Annotated in this window: 14 protein-coding genes and 2 pseudogenes; 8 read left to right on the top strand and 8 right to left on the bottom strand. The window is 72.2% G+C overall.

Features of this window, described 5'->3' with window-relative positions:
• Positions 1–80: 80 nt before the first annotated feature.
• Together GSY65_RS07225 and GSY65_RS07220 are read right to left on the bottom strand one after the other, a co-directional pair.
• On the bottom strand, positions 81–431 hold the full coding sequence (locus GSY65_RS07225; protein WP_159766529.1) for a hypothetical protein: 351 nt from the start codon (positions 429–431) through the stop codon (positions 81–83).
• 167 nt (positions 432–598) lie between these two features.
• Complete coding sequence (locus tag GSY65_RS07220) at positions 599–1,369, bottom strand: hypothetical protein (protein ID WP_159766528.1); 771 nt, start codon at positions 1,367–1,369, stop codon at positions 599–601.
• Positions 1,370–1,908: 539 nt separating this feature from the next.
• Here GSY65_RS07220 and GSY65_RS07215 point away from each other — a divergent pair.
• Entirely contained in the window at positions 1,909–2,619 is a 711-nt protein-coding gene (locus tag GSY65_RS07215; protein WP_159766527.1) for a LysM peptidoglycan-binding domain-containing protein, read from the top strand.
• A 75-nt stretch (positions 2,620–2,694) separates the two neighbouring features.
• On the opposite strand, the gene GSY65_RS07210 is transcribed toward GSY65_RS07215, so the two are convergent.
• Complete coding sequence (locus GSY65_RS07210) at positions 2,695–3,333, bottom strand: ABC transporter ATP-binding protein (RefSeq protein WP_159766526.1); 639 nt, start codon at positions 3,331–3,333, stop codon at positions 2,695–2,697.
• A pseudogene (locus tag GSY65_RS07205) lies at positions 3,330–3,653 on the bottom strand (ABC transporter permease subunit); the annotation flags it as partial. The gene GSY65_RS07210 and the pseudogene GSY65_RS07205, both read right to left, overlap by 4 nt.
• Between GSY65_RS07205 and GSY65_RS07200 the strand changes: the two are divergent.
• From GSY65_RS07200 to GSY65_RS07185, 4 genes and pseudogenes are all read left to right on the top strand, one after another.
• Positions 3,648–4,184 (top strand): annotated as a pseudogene (locus tag GSY65_RS07200) (ABC transporter substrate-binding protein); the annotation flags it as partial. The pseudogenes GSY65_RS07205 and GSY65_RS07200 overlap by 6 nt on opposite strands.
• A gap of 172 nt (positions 4,185–4,356) precedes the next feature.
• A complete protein-coding gene (locus GSY65_RS07195; protein ID WP_159766525.1) occupies positions 4,357–5,619 on the top strand; it encodes a glycosyltransferase family 4 protein in 1,263 nt (420 codons plus the stop codon).
• Entirely contained in the window at positions 5,616–6,446 is an 831-nt protein-coding gene (locus tag GSY65_RS07190) for a hypothetical protein (RefSeq protein ID WP_159766524.1), read from the top strand. The genes GSY65_RS07195 and GSY65_RS07190 overlap by 4 nt, the downstream gene beginning before the upstream one ends.
• A gap of 65 nt (positions 6,447–6,511) precedes the next feature.
• Complete coding sequence (locus tag GSY65_RS07185; RefSeq protein ID WP_159766523.1) at positions 6,512–7,522, top strand: helix-turn-helix transcriptional regulator; 1,011 nt, start codon at positions 6,512–6,514, stop codon at positions 7,520–7,522.
• Here the strand turns inward: GSY65_RS07185 and ctaD are convergent.
• Positions 7,431–9,164, bottom strand: coding sequence for an aa3-type cytochrome oxidase subunit I (gene ctaD / locus GSY65_RS07180; protein ID WP_159766522.1), 1,734 nt, complete (start codon positions 9,162–9,164; stop codon positions 7,431–7,433). The two genes, GSY65_RS07185 and ctaD, sit on opposite strands and share 92 nt — an antisense overlap.
• 376 nt (positions 9,165–9,540) lie before the next feature.
• Here ctaD and GSY65_RS07175 point away from each other — a divergent pair, with 376 nt between their 5' ends.
• Positions 9,541–9,756: an I78 family peptidase inhibitor gene (locus GSY65_RS07175; RefSeq protein WP_159766521.1), complete on the top strand. Its 216-nt coding sequence runs from the start codon at positions 9,541–9,543 to the stop codon at positions 9,754–9,756.
• Between the two features lie 105 nt (positions 9,757–9,861).
• On the opposite strand, the gene GSY65_RS07170 is transcribed toward GSY65_RS07175, so the two are convergent.
• Both GSY65_RS07170 and GSY65_RS07165 read right to left on the bottom strand, forming a co-directional pair.
• Positions 9,862–10,881 carry a phosphatase PAP2 family protein gene (locus tag GSY65_RS07170; RefSeq protein WP_159766520.1) on the bottom strand — a complete coding sequence of 340 codons (1,020 nt, stop codon included), beginning with the start codon at positions 10,879–10,881 and terminating at the stop codon, positions 9,862–9,864.
• Between the two features lie 238 nt (positions 10,882–11,119).
• A complete protein-coding gene (locus GSY65_RS07165; protein WP_159766519.1) occupies positions 11,120–12,379 on the bottom strand; it encodes a glycosyltransferase family 39 protein in 1,260 nt (419 codons plus the stop codon).
• Between the two features lie 323 nt (positions 12,380–12,702).
• Between GSY65_RS07165 and GSY65_RS07160 the strand changes: the two genes are divergently transcribed.
• Together GSY65_RS07160 and GSY65_RS07155 are read left to right on the top strand one after the other, a co-directional pair.
• The gene (locus tag GSY65_RS07160) at positions 12,703–14,313 is read left to right on the top strand and encodes an MFS transporter (RefSeq protein ID WP_159766518.1); all 1,611 of its coding nucleotides are present in this window, start codon (positions 12,703–12,705) and stop codon (positions 14,311–14,313) included.
• 81 nt (positions 14,314–14,394) lie between these two features.
• A complete protein-coding gene (locus tag GSY65_RS07155; RefSeq protein ID WP_159766517.1) occupies positions 14,395–15,582 on the top strand; it encodes an acyl-CoA dehydrogenase family protein in 1,188 nt (395 codons plus the stop codon).
• 39 nt (positions 15,583–15,621) lie between these two features.
• On the opposite strand, the gene GSY65_RS07150 is transcribed toward GSY65_RS07155, so the two are convergent.
• Positions 15,622–16,065: a cell division protein SepF gene (locus tag GSY65_RS07150; protein ID WP_159766516.1), complete on the bottom strand. Its 444-nt coding sequence runs from the start codon at positions 16,063–16,065 to the stop codon at positions 15,622–15,624.
• Between the last annotated feature and the right edge of the window lie 206 nt (positions 16,066–16,271).

Here is a 16,271-nt window from a genome sequence, read left to right as displayed (position 1 = left end):
GACATGTACGAGGAGGGCGGCTCCCCCCAGGTCATCCGGCCTCGGGGGAGCCGCCCTCCTCGTACGTGCCGGTCACAGCACTAGTGGCCCCGGCGCGGGTTGGGCGGCAGCGGGGACGGGATGTGGTGCATCCCCGTGTGGCCGGTGGGAATGCGGCCGACCGCCTGCCAGACGGTGGTCGTCGCGCTGGTCTGTCCGGGCTGGCTGTCGCGCTGGGTCGCGAGGTGTCCGGCCGAGTGCCGGGAACCGTACGAGCCGGTGTGCTGGCCGCCCGAGCCGTGGTGGAGGTTCCCGAACCCGGTGAACCCCAGCCCCTCCTCGCCGTGCCGGTCGCCCGGCAGGGCCCGATAGGACCTGACCCACTCCGCGTAGAGCGTGTCGTAGATCGGTGTGGTCGATGGGCCGCCCGAAGGGTCCTGTGTCGGCCGCATGGACGGGATCGACGAGTAGGACTGGCGGTGGGGAACGTCAAATGCGTGCACGTCTGTGCCAACGACCCCGCGGGGCAAGGGATGCGGGCCGTACACCATTCAGCCCCCGGGCCGGGGCCGCGTCCCGTGCGGGGATCCGCGGGGCACGGCCCCGGCCGGGGCGGCTCTCAGGTCCCGGCGAGCGGCAGCGTCGCCGCCACCAACTGGCCGTTCGCCGCGGCCTTGTCGAGCGCGTCCCGCAGCAGGTCCTCCCGCGGCTGCCGCCCGATCGACCCGACCGGCGCCGCGAACAGCAGGACCTGCTGGTGCTTGTTGGCCGCGGCCCGCCAGCTGTCGGCCACCTGGAGCGCCTGGTGCGCCTGCCACCAGGCGACCGGGGTGCCGCCGGCGGGGCCCGGCTGCAGGATGGCGTGCAGCCGGCCCATCGCGAGCAGGACCGACCAGCCGTGCAGCACGGGCGGCACGGAGTCGATCTGGGGGAGCGGCATGAAGCCCTGCTCGATGAGCAGCGGCAGGAAGTCGTCGCCGGCGCCGGTGGTGCCCGGGCGGGCGATCGGCGCGGTCGGCTCGACGACCAGCGCCGGGTGCAACTCCCCGCTGAGCAGGATCAGTCCGCTGGTGACGCCGAGCACGGCCTGCTCGGGCGCGGCCTGCGGCGCGGCCGACCCGGCGATGGAGCGGGCGGCGCCCTGCAGCTGCTCCTCGGTGACCTGGACGACCTGGGAGGGCAGGCAGGTGGCGTGGGCGAAGGCGAGCACGGCGGTCTCGTCGCCGACGAACAGGACGGTGCTGGTGCGCTCCTGCTCGGAGTCCCCCGGGGTACGGCAGGACGTGCAGTCGTAGCCGCCGGGGGCGTTCTCTCCGGCGAGCAGCCGGTCGGCTTCTTCGTCGCCGATCTCGGCGCGTACCTCGTCGCTGACCTCGAGCATGCGCGGCACGGGTGGCTCCTCGGGATGCGGTGCGTGTCGGATGCCGGGTGGCGCCCGGCCCGTGAGCACGGAGGTTCCGGCTCATGAAGGAGACAACGGGCTATCTGTGGCCGGAGTCACGCTTGAGGACGAATGGAATCGAACCATCCGGCGCGCAGGGTGAATCCGCTCGCTGAATCGGTTACTCCGCGTCAACTCGACGAAGTGTGCTGCCACTTGTCGGGGTGAGGTGGCTCACAGGGTGTCGGGGACCCTGGCCGACAAATCCGGAAATCAGGGAATGAAGTGGGTGGCCGGAATTGGCCGCTACTGGCGGTAACGGTGAACTGGCCTCGGAGGACGGGCGATCAGTTGCTGACAACCAGTCAAGTTCCTTAGATTCCCCGCCGTGTGCAACGAGCACCGCTCGGGTACGTCCGCCGGCCGCACCACAGCCAGCTCGACCGCACCACCCCGCCGGCGGACGGGGCTGAGCGCGTCCCCGCGTCCTGTGCGACGCGGAGCGCGCCCCGCCTTGGGGGACCCCGGGTCCGTCGAGAGGGAACTACATGTCCGCATGTGCCGACAACACACGCGAGAGCCTTCGCACCACGCGGAACGCCCGTAGGGCGAAGGCGCAGGACGCCCGCAGGACACGCACGACGGCGGTCGTCGCCGGGGCCGTGCTGCTCGCCCCGCTGGGACTGCTCTCGGCCGCGGGCAACGCCGCCGCGGCCGACAGCGGAGTGTGGGACCGCATCGCCGCGTGCGAGAGCGGCGGCAACTGGCGCATCAACACCGGCAACGGCTACTACGGCGGACTCCAGTTCGCCCCCACGACCTGGCGTGCCTACGGCGGCACGGCCTACGCGCCCACCGCCGACAAGGCGTCCAAGGCCCAGCAGATCGCGATCGCCACGAAGGTCCAGCGAGCCCAGGGCTGGGGCGCCTGGCCCGTCTGCGCCGCGCGCGCCGGAGCGTCCGGCAGCGCGCCCGCCGCGCCCACGAACGGCTCGGCGACCACCGGGTCCACCCCGGCCGGCAGCGCCGGGAACGCCACCGAGGCCCCCGGCAGCGCCCCGTCGACGACGCCGTCGCGCTCCACCGGCCACCCCGACCGCAGCGCCTCCCGAGGCGACTACACCGTCCGCCGGGGCGACACCCTGAGCGGCATCGCCGCCCGGCAGGGCACCACCTGGCGGAAGATCTACGCCGCCAACAGGGCCGTCATCGGGGCCGACCCCGGTCTGATCGTCCCCGGTCAGCGCCTCGACCTCTGAGCACCCTCACCGCACCGTGCCCGCGGGTCCCGTCCGGCGCGCCGCTCGGACGGGACCCGCGTCCTCCTCCCGCGCTCAGGGCAGTTCGGCGGCCTCGCCGCAGAACGCAACCGTGCCGCGCCGTAGTTCGTAGACGAGCGCGGACGCCTCCCGCAGTGCCGGCGGCAGGCGCTGCTCGGCGACGACGACACAGGCGTCCAGACCGCTCAGCAGGGCGTACGTGCGGGCCGCGACCGCCGGTGACATGCCCTGGGCCGGCTCGTCGACGAGGACGACACGCGCGCGTGCCAGCAGGGCGCGGGAGAGCGCGAGCATGCGCTGCTCACCGCCGGAGAGGGTGCCGGCGCGGCGGGGGAGCAGCGGTTCGAGCGCCGGGTACGCCTCCAGGGCGGGGGCGACGTCCCACGCGGCGAGTTCGAGGTTCTCGCGCACGGTGAGCGAGCCGAAGACCGCGCGCCGCTCGGGGACGAGGACGAGGCCCCGCCCGGCCCGCTGGTGGGCCGACAGCCGTGTGATGTCGACGCCGTCCCACACCACGGCCCCGCCGGTCAGCGGCACCGTGCCCGCGAGTGCCCCGAGAGCGGTCGTACGACCGGAGCCGTTGCGGCCCAGCAGGACGGTCACGCCGGGGCCGGGCGCGGCGACGGTGATGCCGTGCAGGGCCTCCAGGGGGCCGTAGCGGACGCGGGCGCGCCGGAGCGCGATGAGGGTCATCGTCCGGCCGCCGGGTCGAGGGGGTCGCGCGGATCGGCGGGACCGCGTGGATCGGTGGAGGCGAGGGCGCGCAGGACCTCGGTGGCGGGGCCCGAGGCCACGATCCGGCCGGCCGCCATGACGTGCACGACGTCCGCGAGACCGGCGACGAGGTCCAGGTCGTGCTCGACGACCAGCAGGGCCGTGCCGTCGTCGGCGAGGGCGCGCAGGATCCGGGCGAGGGCGGCGGCCTCGGCGGTGTCGAGCCCGGCGGCGGGTTCGTCGAGCAGCAGCACGCGGGGGGACCCGGCCAGGGCCCGTGCCAGTTCGACGCGGCGATCGACGGCCACGGCAACGCCCGGCTCTGCGCGGCGCTGGACGCGGCGGGCGCCCGGATGACGGCCAAGGTCACCAACGTGCAGAACTGGACCTCCTCCGTCGCCGAGGACTACGCCGACGCCCCGCGCTGCCGCAACGCCCTGTGGGTCACCGGCTCCAGCCGCAACTACGAGGACACCGGCCGCCCCGCCGTGGCGGAGTTCAGGGAGGCCACCCGGGGCCTCGGGACGCACTCCCAGTGGCAGCTGGAGGGCTGGGCCGCCGCCAAGTGGTTCACGGACGCGGCGCGCTCCTGCGCCCGCACCGAACAGGGCGTCACGCGCACGTGCGTCGACCGGTTCATGAACCGCGAGGAGCCCTACACCGCCGACGGACTCCTGCTGCCCGTCCGCTTCGAGCGGCTCGCCGCGCCGCCGGCCACCCGCAGGACCTGTCTGTCCGTCGCCCGCTGGCAGGACGGCCGCGGCTGGGTGAGCCAGGGGGACATGGACCGGAACTGCTTCGTGGTTCCGCAGTTGCCCTACCGACCCTGATGCGAAACGGCCCCGACGGGTTCCCCGAAACGGTTACCGATCGCGCAACCGTTCCATGACAAGTTGATGTGGCGGCCCAACCATCCCCAACGAACCCGGGTCTAACCGTACGGCGGTGGACCAGCACCGCCAAACACCATCCGACCAGGAAGAAAAGGGCTCCGGGGGACCAATGCACATCTCTTTCCTGATACACAACGCGTACGGGATCGGGGGCACGATCCGCACGACGTACAACCTCGCGAACACCCTGGCCGAGCAGCACGACATCGAGATCGTCTCCGTCTTCCGCCACCGCGACGAGCCGGTCTTCCGGCACGACCCGCGCGTCCGGCTCCGCGCCCTCGTCGACGTCCGCGACGGCGGCGCCGACCGCGACCACGCCGAACTGCGGCGCCCCGCCCAGGTGTTCCCGCGCGCCGAGGGCCGCTACGAGCAGTACAGCGCCCTGACCGACCGGCGCATCGCCGAGCACCTCTCCTCGATCGACGCCGACGTCGTCGTCGGCACCCGGCCGGGCCTGAACGTCCACCTGGCCCGGCAGACCCGCCGCGGGCCGGTCCGCGTCGGCCAGGAGCACCTCACCCTGGACAGCCACTCCCCGGCCCTGCGCGCCACCCTGCGCGGCGCCTACCCGCGGCTCGACGGGTTCACCACGACCACCGAGGCCGACGCGCGCGCGTACGGCACGAAGATGCGGCTGCCCGGAGTCCGGTTCGCAGCCGTGCCCAACCCGGTGCCCGCGCCCGGCGTCGACCCGGCCGACGGCAGCGGCAAGTGGGTCGTCGCCGCCGGGCGGCTCGCCCCCGTCAAGCGCTACGACCTGCTGGTGCGGGCCTTCGACACGGTGCGCGCGGAGCGGCCCGACTGGCGGCTGCGGATCTACGGCAGCGGCAGGCAGAAGGACGGACTGCGTTCCCTCATCGACCAGTTGGGCCTCTACAACCACGTCTACCTGATGGGCCCCGCCCACCCCATCGAACCCGAGTGGGCCAAGGGCTCCATCGCCGCCGTCACCTCCAGCCTGGAGTCCTTCGGCATGACGATCGTCGAGGCCATGCGGTGCGGACTGCCCGTGGTCTCCACCGACTGCCCGCACGGCCCCGGCGAGATCATCGAGGACGGCGTCGACGGCCGCCTGGTGAAGGTCGGCGACGTCGACGCCATCGCCGCCGGACTGCTCGAACTCATCAACGACGACACCAAGCGGCAGCAGATGGCGCACGCGGCGCTCAAGGACTCCGAGCGCTTCGACCCGGCCCGGATCGCCGAACGCCACGAGGCGCTCTTCACCGGCCTGACGGCCCGCGGCGGGACCTCACGGGCCGGCCGGGTGCGCGGCTCACTGCACCGCACCCGCGGCGCGCTGCTCGGCGGCGCGTACGCCGTTCGCGATGCCGGACGTTCGGTGCTCGGGAAGGGGCGCGCCGCATGACGCCACCGGCCCGCCGCCCCCCGGTCCCCGGCGGCGCCGACGAGCCCGCCACCACCCCGCGCGCCGACTGCGTCGCCGACGTCGCAGGCGGCCTGACCTTCGACGTCACCGACGAGGGCGGACCCTGCCCGGCCCAGCTGCTCCTGCGCCGTCGGGGCGGCCAGGAGGAGGTGCGCCTGCCCCTCACCCCGGCCGGCGGCCACCACCTGCGGGCGGCCCTGCCCGCCGGCGTGGCCCTCCCCGAGGGCCGCTGGGACGCCTATCTGCGCGCGGCGGGCGCCGAACCGCGCCGGCTCGCCCCCGGCCTCAACGACCTGCGCTCCCTGGTCGACCGGGCCCCCACCGCGACCGCCGAGCGGATCGCCGTCCGCATCCCCTACGCCACCAAGCACGGCAACCTCTCGGTCCGCAGCTGGGAGCGCGCTCCGCACGCCGAGGCCGGCGCCCTCCACATCGGCGACGGCGAACTGACCGTCAGCGCCCGCCTCTACGGCACCGGACCCGCCCCGGACGCCTACGCCGAGGCCGCCGACCGGCACGGCACGTTCCCGCCCGTGCGGGCCGACGTCGCCCCGGCCCCCGGCGGTCTCCGCTTCACCGTCTCCTACGGCGCCCTGCGGCCCGGCCTCTGGGACCTGTGGCTGCGCCCCGGCGGCGCGGCCGGGCCACGGGTGCGGATCGCGCGGCTGCTCGACGACATCGTCGACAAGAAGCCCGTCTACGTGTACCCCACGGTCGGCGTCGACACGGAACACGGCCCCGTGGAGGCCACCCCGTACTACACGGCCGACAACGATCTGTCGGTCACGGTCGCCGCCGTTGGCTGAGCCGCACCCGAGGCGGCGGCGGTCGAGGACAGCAACTGTCCTCGACCGCTGGCAGACTCGCCCCCATGTTGGAGACATCGGCACGTCTGCTGCGGCTGCTCTCGCTCCTGCAGGCCCACCGCGAGTGGTCCGGCTCCGAGCTGGCCGACCGCCTCGGCGTCACCCCCCGCACGGTGCGCCGCGACGTGGACCGGCTGCGGGAACTCGGCTACCCGGTCAACGCCAGCCCCGGCACCGGCGGCGGCTACCAGCTCGGCGCCGGCGCCCAGCTGCCGCCGCTGCTGCTGGACGACGACGAGGCGGTCGCCGTCGCCGTCGGGCTGCGCACGGCCGCGGGCCAGGGCGTCGAGGGCATCGGCGAGTCCTCCGTACGGGCCCTCGCCAAGCTCGAACAGGTGCTGCCGAACCGGCTGCGCCGCCGGGTCGGCGCCCTCAACGCCTTCACCGTGCCGCTGCTGCGCGGCCCTCAGCCCTCCGCCGTCGACCCGGCGGTCCTCACCGACCTCGCGCACGCCTGCCGGGACGCGGAGCGCCTGCGCTTCGAGTACCGCGACCACGGTGGCGCCACCACCCGCCGTACGGTCGAGCCGCACCGCCTCGTGTGCACCGAGCGGCGCTGGTACCTCGTCGCCTGGGACGTCGACCGCGGCGACTGGCGCACCTTCCGCGTCGACCGCGTCACGCCCAGGCCGCCGCACGGGCCGCGCTTCACCCCCCGCGAGGCCCCGGCCGCCGACCTCGCCGCGTACGTCTCCGAGGGGATCTCCACGCGTGCGTACGCCGCCCGCGCCGCCGTGCGGCTGCTCGTCCCCGTGGAGGAGGCCGCCGCCCGGCTGTCTGCCGCCGCCGGCACCCTGGAGCCCTTCGACGACGACAGCTGTCTGCTGCGCACCGGGGCGGCGGACCTCGATGTGATGGCCATCCACGTGATGATGACCGGCATCGCGTTCGAGGTCGTCGAGCCCGCGGCGCTGACCGAGACGATCAGGACCCTTCGCGACCGTCTGACGGCCGCTCTTGACCGAAGCGCGGATGCGGCGTCCCCTCCTGGCCCTCCCGGGTCTGGGGCGGCGTGAGCGCGGCGAACCGCGGATGGTGCAGGTCGAACGCCGGGGACTCGGAGCGGACCCGGGGCAGCGTCACGAAGTTGTGCCGCGGCGGCGGACACGACGTCGCCCACTCCAGGGACCGCCCGAAGCCCCAGGGGTCGTCGACGTGGACCCGTACGCCGTACCGGGAGGTCCTCCAGACGTTGTAGAGGAACGGCAGCGTCGACAGGCCCAGCAGGAACGCGCCGATCGTCGAGACCGTGTTGAGGGCGGTGAAGCCGTCGGCGGCCAGATAGTCCGCGTACCGCCGCGGCATGCCCTCCGCGCCCAGCCAGTGCTGCACCAGGAACGTGGTGTGGAAGCCGACGAACAACGTCCAGAACTGGATCTTGCCGAGCCGCTCGTCCAGCATCCTCCCGGTGAACTTCGGCCACCAGAAGAACAGCCCCGCGAACGTCGCGAAGACGACCGTGCCGAACACCACGTAGTGGAAGTGCGCCACCACGAAGTACGAGTCCGTGACGTGGAAGTCCAGGGGCGGCGAGGCCAGGATCACTCCCGTCAGACCACCGAACAGGAACGACACCAGGAACCCGGTCGCCCACAGCATCGGCGTCTCGAAGGAGAGCGAGCCCCTCAGCATCGTCCCCGTCCAGTTGAAGAACTTCACCCCCGTCGGTACGGCGATCAGGAAGCTCATGAAGGAGAAGAACGGCAGCAGCACCGCCCCGGTGGCGAACATGTGGTGCGCCCACACGACCACCGACAGCCCGGTGATCGCCATCGTCGCGCCCACCAGGGTGAGGTAGCCGAAGATCGGCTTCCGGCTGAAGACCGGGATGATCTCCGTGATGATCCCGAAGAACGGCAGCGCGATGATGTAGACCTCGGGATGCCCGAAGAACCAGAACAGGTGCTGCCACAGCAGGGCGCCGCCGTTCGCCGAGTCGAAGACCTGCGCGCCGAACCGCCGGTCGGCCTCCAGACAGAGCAGCGCCGCGGCCAGCACCGGGAACGCCATCAGGATCAGGATCGACGTGAACAGCGTGTTCCAGGTGAAGATCGGCATCCGGAACATCGTCATACCGGGCGCGCGCATCGCGATGATCGTGGTCAGGAAGTTCACCGCGCCGAGGATCGTGCCGAACCCGGACAGCGCCAGCCCCATGATCCACATGTCGGGCCCGACGCCCGGTGACCGCTCCAGGCTGTTCAGCGGCGCGTAGGCGAACCAGCCGAAGGCGGCGGGACCGGACGGCACCAGCAGCGACGCCGTCACGATCAGCCCGCCGAAGAGGAACAGCCAGTACGACAGCATGTTCAGCCGGGGGAACGCGACATCGGGCGCGCCGATCTGCAGCGGCATGATCTCGTTGGCGAACCCGGCGAAGGTCGGGGTCGCGAAGAGAAGCAGCATGATCGTGCCGTGCAGGGTGAACAACTGGTTGAACTGGTTGTTGTCCACGATCTGCAGGCCCGGCCGGGCCAGTTCGGCCCGCATCACCAGCGCCATCAGCCCGGCCGCCAGGAAGAACAGGAACGACGTCATCAGGTAGAGATGGCCGATCTTCTTGTGGTCCGTGGTGGTCAGCCAGTCGACCACCACGCGGCCCGGCCGCCTGTCCCTCCGTACGGCTCGTACCGACGCCGGTACGGTCTCGGTCTTCATCGCTCGCCCCTTCGCTGCCGCGTCCCGGGCCCGTGATGCACGCCATGATGCGCGTACCCCGGCCGCCGACCGGGGGCGTACGGGGGAAGTGTGCGGGAACCGTGTATTTCCCATGAGGTCCCCGCTTCCCGGAGCCGTCCGGGAATCGGTGGGAAAAGGCCGGACATGCACCGGACACGCGGCCCCGGACCTGCTTTGCCACGGGCTATTCGAGAGGGTGCCGAAGTGCTCCGCAATTGTGTTCGCCAGCGCGGGCAAGGCCCGCGGAACCGCTCGTACGTGTGACGAAGTTGGGCCGAAACGCGTGTCGTGGTTCTGTGACAGAAGCGTGACTACGGGAGGACAGCGCCCCCTCGGGCCGCCTAACGTGGCGGTCATGGCACCGATTCCGCACTCGCCCGAAGAGCCCCGGGACAACCCCGACTCCTACGTCGGACTGGAGGCGCCGCGCGCCGAGCGACGCGCCCTGGAACACGGCTGGTCCACCGTCAGGAAGCTGCCGCCGGGCGCCGTCATCACCATGGAGTACCGCTTCGGCCGGCTCAACCTGGAGGTCGAGGACGGCCGGGTGAGGCGCGCCTGGAAGGGGTGATCGGGGCGCGGCCGGAGGCAGGAACGGGCGAAGGCCCGGCTCGTGACGAGCCGGGCCTTCGCGGTGCGGGGCGTGGAGTGTGCGTACCTGCCCCGCTGTCTCGTGTCAGCCGCCCGCGACCGGCCGGGCCGAGGAGGTCCCTCGCGTCATGCGGTCCGCGTGGGGCGGCCGACGGTGGCCGAGCGGGGTGACCGGCGACCGCTCCGACCTGGTCAGGTGCGGGGTGGAGGGCAGGTGCAGCGGCACGATCGGGGCATGGGGGGCGCGGGCCGCGATGCCCGTGTCGCGGACGCTCGCCGCCTCCTCGCCGGGTGTGCGCAGCGTGCTCGTCCCCACCGGGGCCGGGGCGGGAGCGGGAGCCGTCGTACGGCGGTCGCGCCAGGCGTCCCGCAGCGAGAAGATCCAGGCCTCGGCGCGGGAGATCAGCGGCTCGAACCAGGGCAGCGCCAGCAGGATCAGCAGACCCGCGGCCCAGCCCAGCAGCACGTCGCTGAGCCAGTGCGTGCCCAGGTACACGGTGGTGAGGCCGACACCGAGCGACGTCACGGCGGACAGCGCGGACAGCCAGCGCCTGGCCCGCGGGGTCGACGCCAGGTACGCCAGGATGCCCCAGGTCACCACGGCGTTCGCGGTGTGGCCCGAGGGAAATATGTCGCCGCCCAGCCACATCTCGTTGGAGCCGATCTCGGTCGCGTAGTGCGGGCCGAGTCTGCCCATGCCGAGCTTGGCAGCGCCGACCGTGATGTTGAGCAGCAGCAGCGAGACACCGAGCGCGAGCAGCGGGCGCAGGGTGTGCTGCCGCCAGGAGCGCCAGCCCAGCCAGGCCGCGACCATCACGGCGGTGGGGCCGCGCTGGCCCAGCACGACGTAGTAGTCGAGGAAGGCGTGGATCTCCGGCCACTGCTGGTACGGCCGGAAGAACATGATCTGCCAGTCGAGCCGCACGAGCCACGAGGTGATGATCACGGCCCACACGATGGCCAGGTAGAAGGCGAGGGTCGAGGAGAACAGCACCACGCGGTGCCGCGTCATCACCGGCACGTCGATGTGGGCCGGTCGCTCAGGCTCACGGTCCAGCCTGGAGAAGACCCGGTCCAGACGGGTCGGCTTTAGTTCGGTACGCACTCAATCGACGTTACAGCGAGTGAGCTCCGGTGCGGTGTGAATCACCGGCTTTGTGATGACGCCGTGATGTGGGATTGCTCTCAGATTGATGCTTATTTCTGCTGAATGTTGAATGGATGAGCTGTTCAGCCTTCAATTCCATGGCCGAATGAGGGGCGGTCGTTTTGACGCTCTTTTGAATTCGTTCACCGTGCGCTTGCGCCGAATTACGCAACCGCTTCCCGCGGTCGGGGGACGCTCAGGGCGGACCGGAGCCGTTCAGCCAGAACGCCCCGTACGCCGCCGACACGGCCGCGACGCCGCCCAGCACCGCCGCCGACCTCGGGGTGCGGACCCGGGCCAGGGTCAGCGCGAGGGGGAGGAGCAGCGGGAAGGCGGGCATCAGCAGGCGCGGCTTCGAGCCGAAGTAACTCGACGCGCACAGCGCCAGCGCGGTCACGACCCCCGCGTAGACCAGCAGCGGGAGCGGCTGGCTCTGCCGGACACAGAGGACGTACAGCCAGACGACCGCCGCCACACCGGCGATCAGGCCGGCGCCCGCCAGGGCCGAGGGGAACGACGTGAACTTGTCGGCGACGAACCGGGCGAAGGCGTACCCCCCGTCGAAGCCGTTGCGCCAGCCCGCCTGGACGTCGAGATAGCCGAGCGGCCCCTGGCCGGTGCGCCGGCCGACCCACAGTACGTAACCGGCCACCCCCAGGGGGGCGAGGAGCATGCCGAGGGCGCGCGGCCACCAGGACGTGCCCCCCGACGCCTCCGGACTCCGGTTCCGTACGAACGAGTGAGCGGGGTCGGAGGTGCCTGGAGGCGAGGGGGCCGGGACCGGGATGCCGGCAGGCGACGGGGCGGTGGTCGGACCGCGTCGCCGTTCCCGTACGTACGACGAGATCGCCGCCGCCCACACCGCCGCGACCACCGCCAGGCCCACCGGGCGGGTGAGGCCCGCGAGGGAGGCCAGGACGCCCGCGGTCACCCAGCGGCCGGTCAGGACGCCGTACAGGGACCAGGCGGCCAGCGCGGTGAACAGCGCCTCCGTGTACGCCATCGACTGCACGATCCCCACCGGCAGCACCGCCCACAGCAGCACCGCGCACACCCCCGCCCTCCGGCCGTACAGCAGGTCGGCGACGGCGAAGATCCCCCAGGCCGCCCCGAGCGAGGCCGGCGTGCCGACGGCCAGCCCGGCGTGCGCGTGGGACAGCGGCGTCACCGCCGACACCGCCCGCTCCAGCCACGGCAGCAGCGGGAAGAAGGCCAGGTTCGAGTGGACGTCGCCGTTGGGCAGCCGTACCTCGTAGCCGTACCCCAGCTCGGCCACCCGTGTGTACCAGAGCGCGTCCCAGCGGGCCGACAGCAGTGTCAGGGCGCTCTTGTCGCGCGCCGCGCTCCACACGATGAGCACGACGACCCCCAGCGCGCGCACGGCGGCGTACCCGAGGACTGCGGGGGCGGCCCGCCGCAGGCGGGGCGGCGCCGGGCGCGTAGCAAGGTCGGTCACGCGCTCGATTATCGGCGCTGCCCGGAACCGGCCGGGCGACCCGCACGTGAGGGTCGGTGAGCGACCGTGACGGACGGCCCACGGACGGGTGATGGAGGAGTCATGGAGAACCCGTGGACGCCCGGCGGGGTGTCGCACGCCACACACCGCCGAAGCGGTCCATGAGACACCCACCACGTTTCACCGGCCGGAACTCGCGTACCCTGACGGCTCACTCGCCTTTCGTCGCGCGGGTCCGGGCCGCCGCTCTCCCGGGCCGCAGCCGCCGGGCAGTCCCCGCCCCGCGGCCCCGCCGAACGCGAGAGCATCTGGGAGGTACGTACATGTCCGGGACGCCCACGGCCGCCGAGCGATGCCGTAGGGAGGCCGGGGCCGGTGCACACCGATGGGTCGTCCTCGTCGTCCTCTGCGTCAGCCTGTTGCTCGTCGCCGTGGACGCCACCGTGCTGCACGTGGCGGTGCCCGCGGTCACCGAGGACATCAAGCCCGGCGCCATGCAGCTGCTCTGGATCGTCGACGTCTACCCGCTGGTCTGCGCCTCGCTGCTGATCCTCTTCGGCACCCTCGGCGACCGCGTCGGCCGCAGGCGCGTCCTGCTCCTCGGCTACGCCCTGTTCGGCGTCGCCTCCGCTCTGGCCGCCTTCGCCGAGAACCCCGAGGTCCTGATCGCGGCCCGCGCGCTGCTCGGCGTCGGCGGCGCGATGATCATGCCGGCGACGCTGTCGATCCTGCGCCAGGTGTTCCCCGACCGGCGCGAGCGGGCCCTCGCCATCGGGGTCTGGAGCGCCGTCGCCGCGGTCGGCGCGGCCGTCGGACCGCTGCTCGGCGGGTTCCTGCTGGAGCACTTCTGGTGGGGCTCCGTCTTCCTCGTCAACATCCCCCTGATGCTCGTCAGCCTGCCCGTCGGACGTCTGCTGCTGCCGGAGTCGACAGGCGACCGCGACGGACCGTGGGACGTCGTGGGCGCGCTGATGGCCGCCGTCGGACTCTTCGGTGTCGTTCTCGGCGTGAAGCGGCTCGGCGGCGGGCACCCGCCGTTCGACCCGGGCACGGCACTCGCGCTGCTCGTGGGTGGCGTCCTGCTGGCCGCGTTCGTGCGCCGGCAGCGGCGCCGGACGCATCCGCTGGTCGACCTGCGGATGTTCGCGCGGCCCGCGTTCAGCACCTCCGTCGGCTGCATCGTCCTCGCCATGCTCGCGCTGGTGGGCCTCGAACTGATCGCCGCGCAGTATCTGCAACTGGTCCTCGGGCTGTCCCCGCTGGAGACCGGGCTGCGGCTGCTGCCACTGACCGTCGCGGCGATGGCGGCCGGGCTCGTCGGCTCCCATCTGCTGCACCGCTTCGGCCCGCGCCGCATGGTGTCAGTGGGCTTCTGCCTGACAGCGTTCGCGGTGGTGCTGCTCACGGCGATGGGCCGCCACGACAACGCGGCCCTGCTGCTCACCGGGTTCGTCCTGCTGGGCTTCGGCCTGGAGACGACCCTGTTCGGGGCGTACGAGTCGATGCTGAGCGAGGCGCCCGCGTCGTCCGCCGGCGGGGCGGCGGCGATCGGTGAGACCTCCTACCAGCTGGGCGCCGGCATCGGCATCGCGCTCCTCGGCAGTGTGATGAACGCGGCGTACGCGCCCGGGTTGTCGGCGGTGCCGGGGGTGCCGTCGTCGGCGTCCGCGGCGGCGGGGCACTCGCTCGGTGAGGCGTACGAGGTCGCCGGACGGTTGGGCGGGCCCTCCGGGGACGCGCTGCGGCACGCGGCCCGTGACTCCTTCGTGCACGGACTGCATGTGACGTTGCTGGTCAGTGCGGGGTTGCTGGTGCTGGGCGCGGTCATGGCGCTGCGGCTGCCGCGGGCGATGGAGTGCGCGGCGGACGTGCCGGGTGTACCGGGGCCGAGGGAGGCGACGACGACGCCCGTGCGGGCGGAGTCCGTGCGCTGAGGCGTCGGGCACTGGGCGCGGCCGGGGCGTGTGAGTACGCTGCCTAGCGTTGCTAGTTTTAGTGAGCCGGAGGTTGCCCTCATGTCCGTGCCCCGGAAGCCGTCCTTCGACCCCGTCGACCCGCTCGGCCTCGACGACCTGCTCGAACCCGAGGACCTCGCCGTACGGGACACCGTGCGTGACTGGGCCGCGGACCGGGTGCTGCCGTACGTCGCCGAGTGGTACGAGCGGGGCGAGCTGCCGGAGATCCGCGAGCTCGCCCGGGAGCTGGGTGCGATCGGGGCGCTGGGCATGTCGCTCGACGGGTACGGGTGCGCGGGGGCGAGTGCCGTGCAGTACGGGCTCGCCTGTCTGGAGCTGGAGGCCGCGGACTCCGGGATCCGCTCCCTCGTGTCCGTGCAGGGCTCCCTCGCGATGTACGCCCTCCACCGGTTCGGCAGTGAGGAGCAGAAGGAGACCTGGCTGCCGCGGATGGCGGCCGGCGAGGTCATCGGGTGCTTCGGGCTGACCGAGCCGGACCACGGGTCCGACCCGGCCTCGATGCGGACATACGCCAAGCGCGACGGCGCCGACTGGGTTCTCAACGGGCGCAAGATGTGGATCACGAACGGGTCCGTCGCCGGGGTCGCCGTCGTGTGGGCCCAGACGGACGAGGGCATCCGGGGGTTCGCCGTGCCGACGGACACCGCCGGGTTCTCGGCACCGGAGATCAAGCACAAGTGGTCCCTGCGGGCCTCCGTCACCAGCGAACTCGTCCTCGACGACGTCCGGTTGCCCGCCGACGCCGTGCTGCCGGAGGTCATGGGGCTCAAGGGACCGCTCAGTTGTCTGTCGCACGCCCGGTACGGGATCGTGTGGGGCTCGATGGGGGCGGCGCGGTCCAGTTTCGAGGCCGCCCTCGACTACGCGAGGACCAGGGAGCAGTTCGGGCGGCCGATCGGCGGTTTCCAGCTCACCCAGGCCAAACTCGCCGACATGGCGGTCGAGTTGCACAAGGGGATTCTGCTCGCCCACCATCTGGGGCGGCGGATGGACGCGGGACGACTCCGTCCCGAGCAGATCAGCTTCGGCAAGCTGAACAACGTACGGGAGGCGATCGAGATCTGCCGTACCGCCCGCACGATCCTCGGTGCGAACGGGATCTCCCTGGAGTACCCGGTGATGCGGCACGCGACCAACCTGGAGTCCGTGCTCACCTACGAGGGCACCGTCGAGATGCACCAGCTCGTGCTGGGCAAGGCGCTCACCGGACTCGATGCCTTCCGGTGACCTGGGGCTCCGGAAGGCTGGGCGGTGAGCCGCCCTGCCTCAGCTCTGGTTGAAGAAGCCGTCGGCGGGGCGGCCGACGGCCTCGCCGCTGACGATCTCCGTGTCGGCGGGGGTCAGCAGGAACACGCGGTTGGACACCCGCTCGATCGAGCCGCGCAGACCGAAGATCAGGCCGGCCGCGAAGTCGACGACACGCTTGGCGTCGCCGGGCTCCATGTTCGTGAGGTTCATGATGACCGGGACGCCGTCCCGGAAGAGCTCGCCGATGTGGCGTGCGTCGCGGAAGCTGTCCGGGGTGACCGTGCCGATCCGGCGGCCCTGCTCGTGGGCGGACTCGGACGCGACCTTCACGCGAGGGTCGGTGACCCATGCCTCGCCGGACCCGGACTCCCGCTCATCGGCGTAGTCGTCGTCGTAGTAACGCTCGTCATCGTTGTCGTCGACGAGGCCAAGCCAGGCACTCGCCTTGCGCACCGATCCCATGGACGCCTCCTCTCACAGCGGTCTCTTTCTCTTTCCGCATCCCTATCGTCGTCCATGATGCGGATGTCTCGCCAAGTGGATAGACGCCGCACGGGGGTTTCGTGACGGTACTGGTGCAGAACGAATTCGTCGAGAGTCCGTGTGCCCCAAGGGCTGCGCCGTACACGTCTGCTGACTGAGAGTGAAATAATATTGTTCGCGGCGTT

This window comes from Streptomyces sp. HM190, assembly GCF_009857135.1.
GTDB lineage: Bacteria > Actinomycetota > Actinomycetes > Streptomycetales > Streptomycetaceae > Streptomyces > Streptomyces heilongjiangensis.
This window is presented reverse-complemented; position numbering and strand designations above follow the sequence as displayed.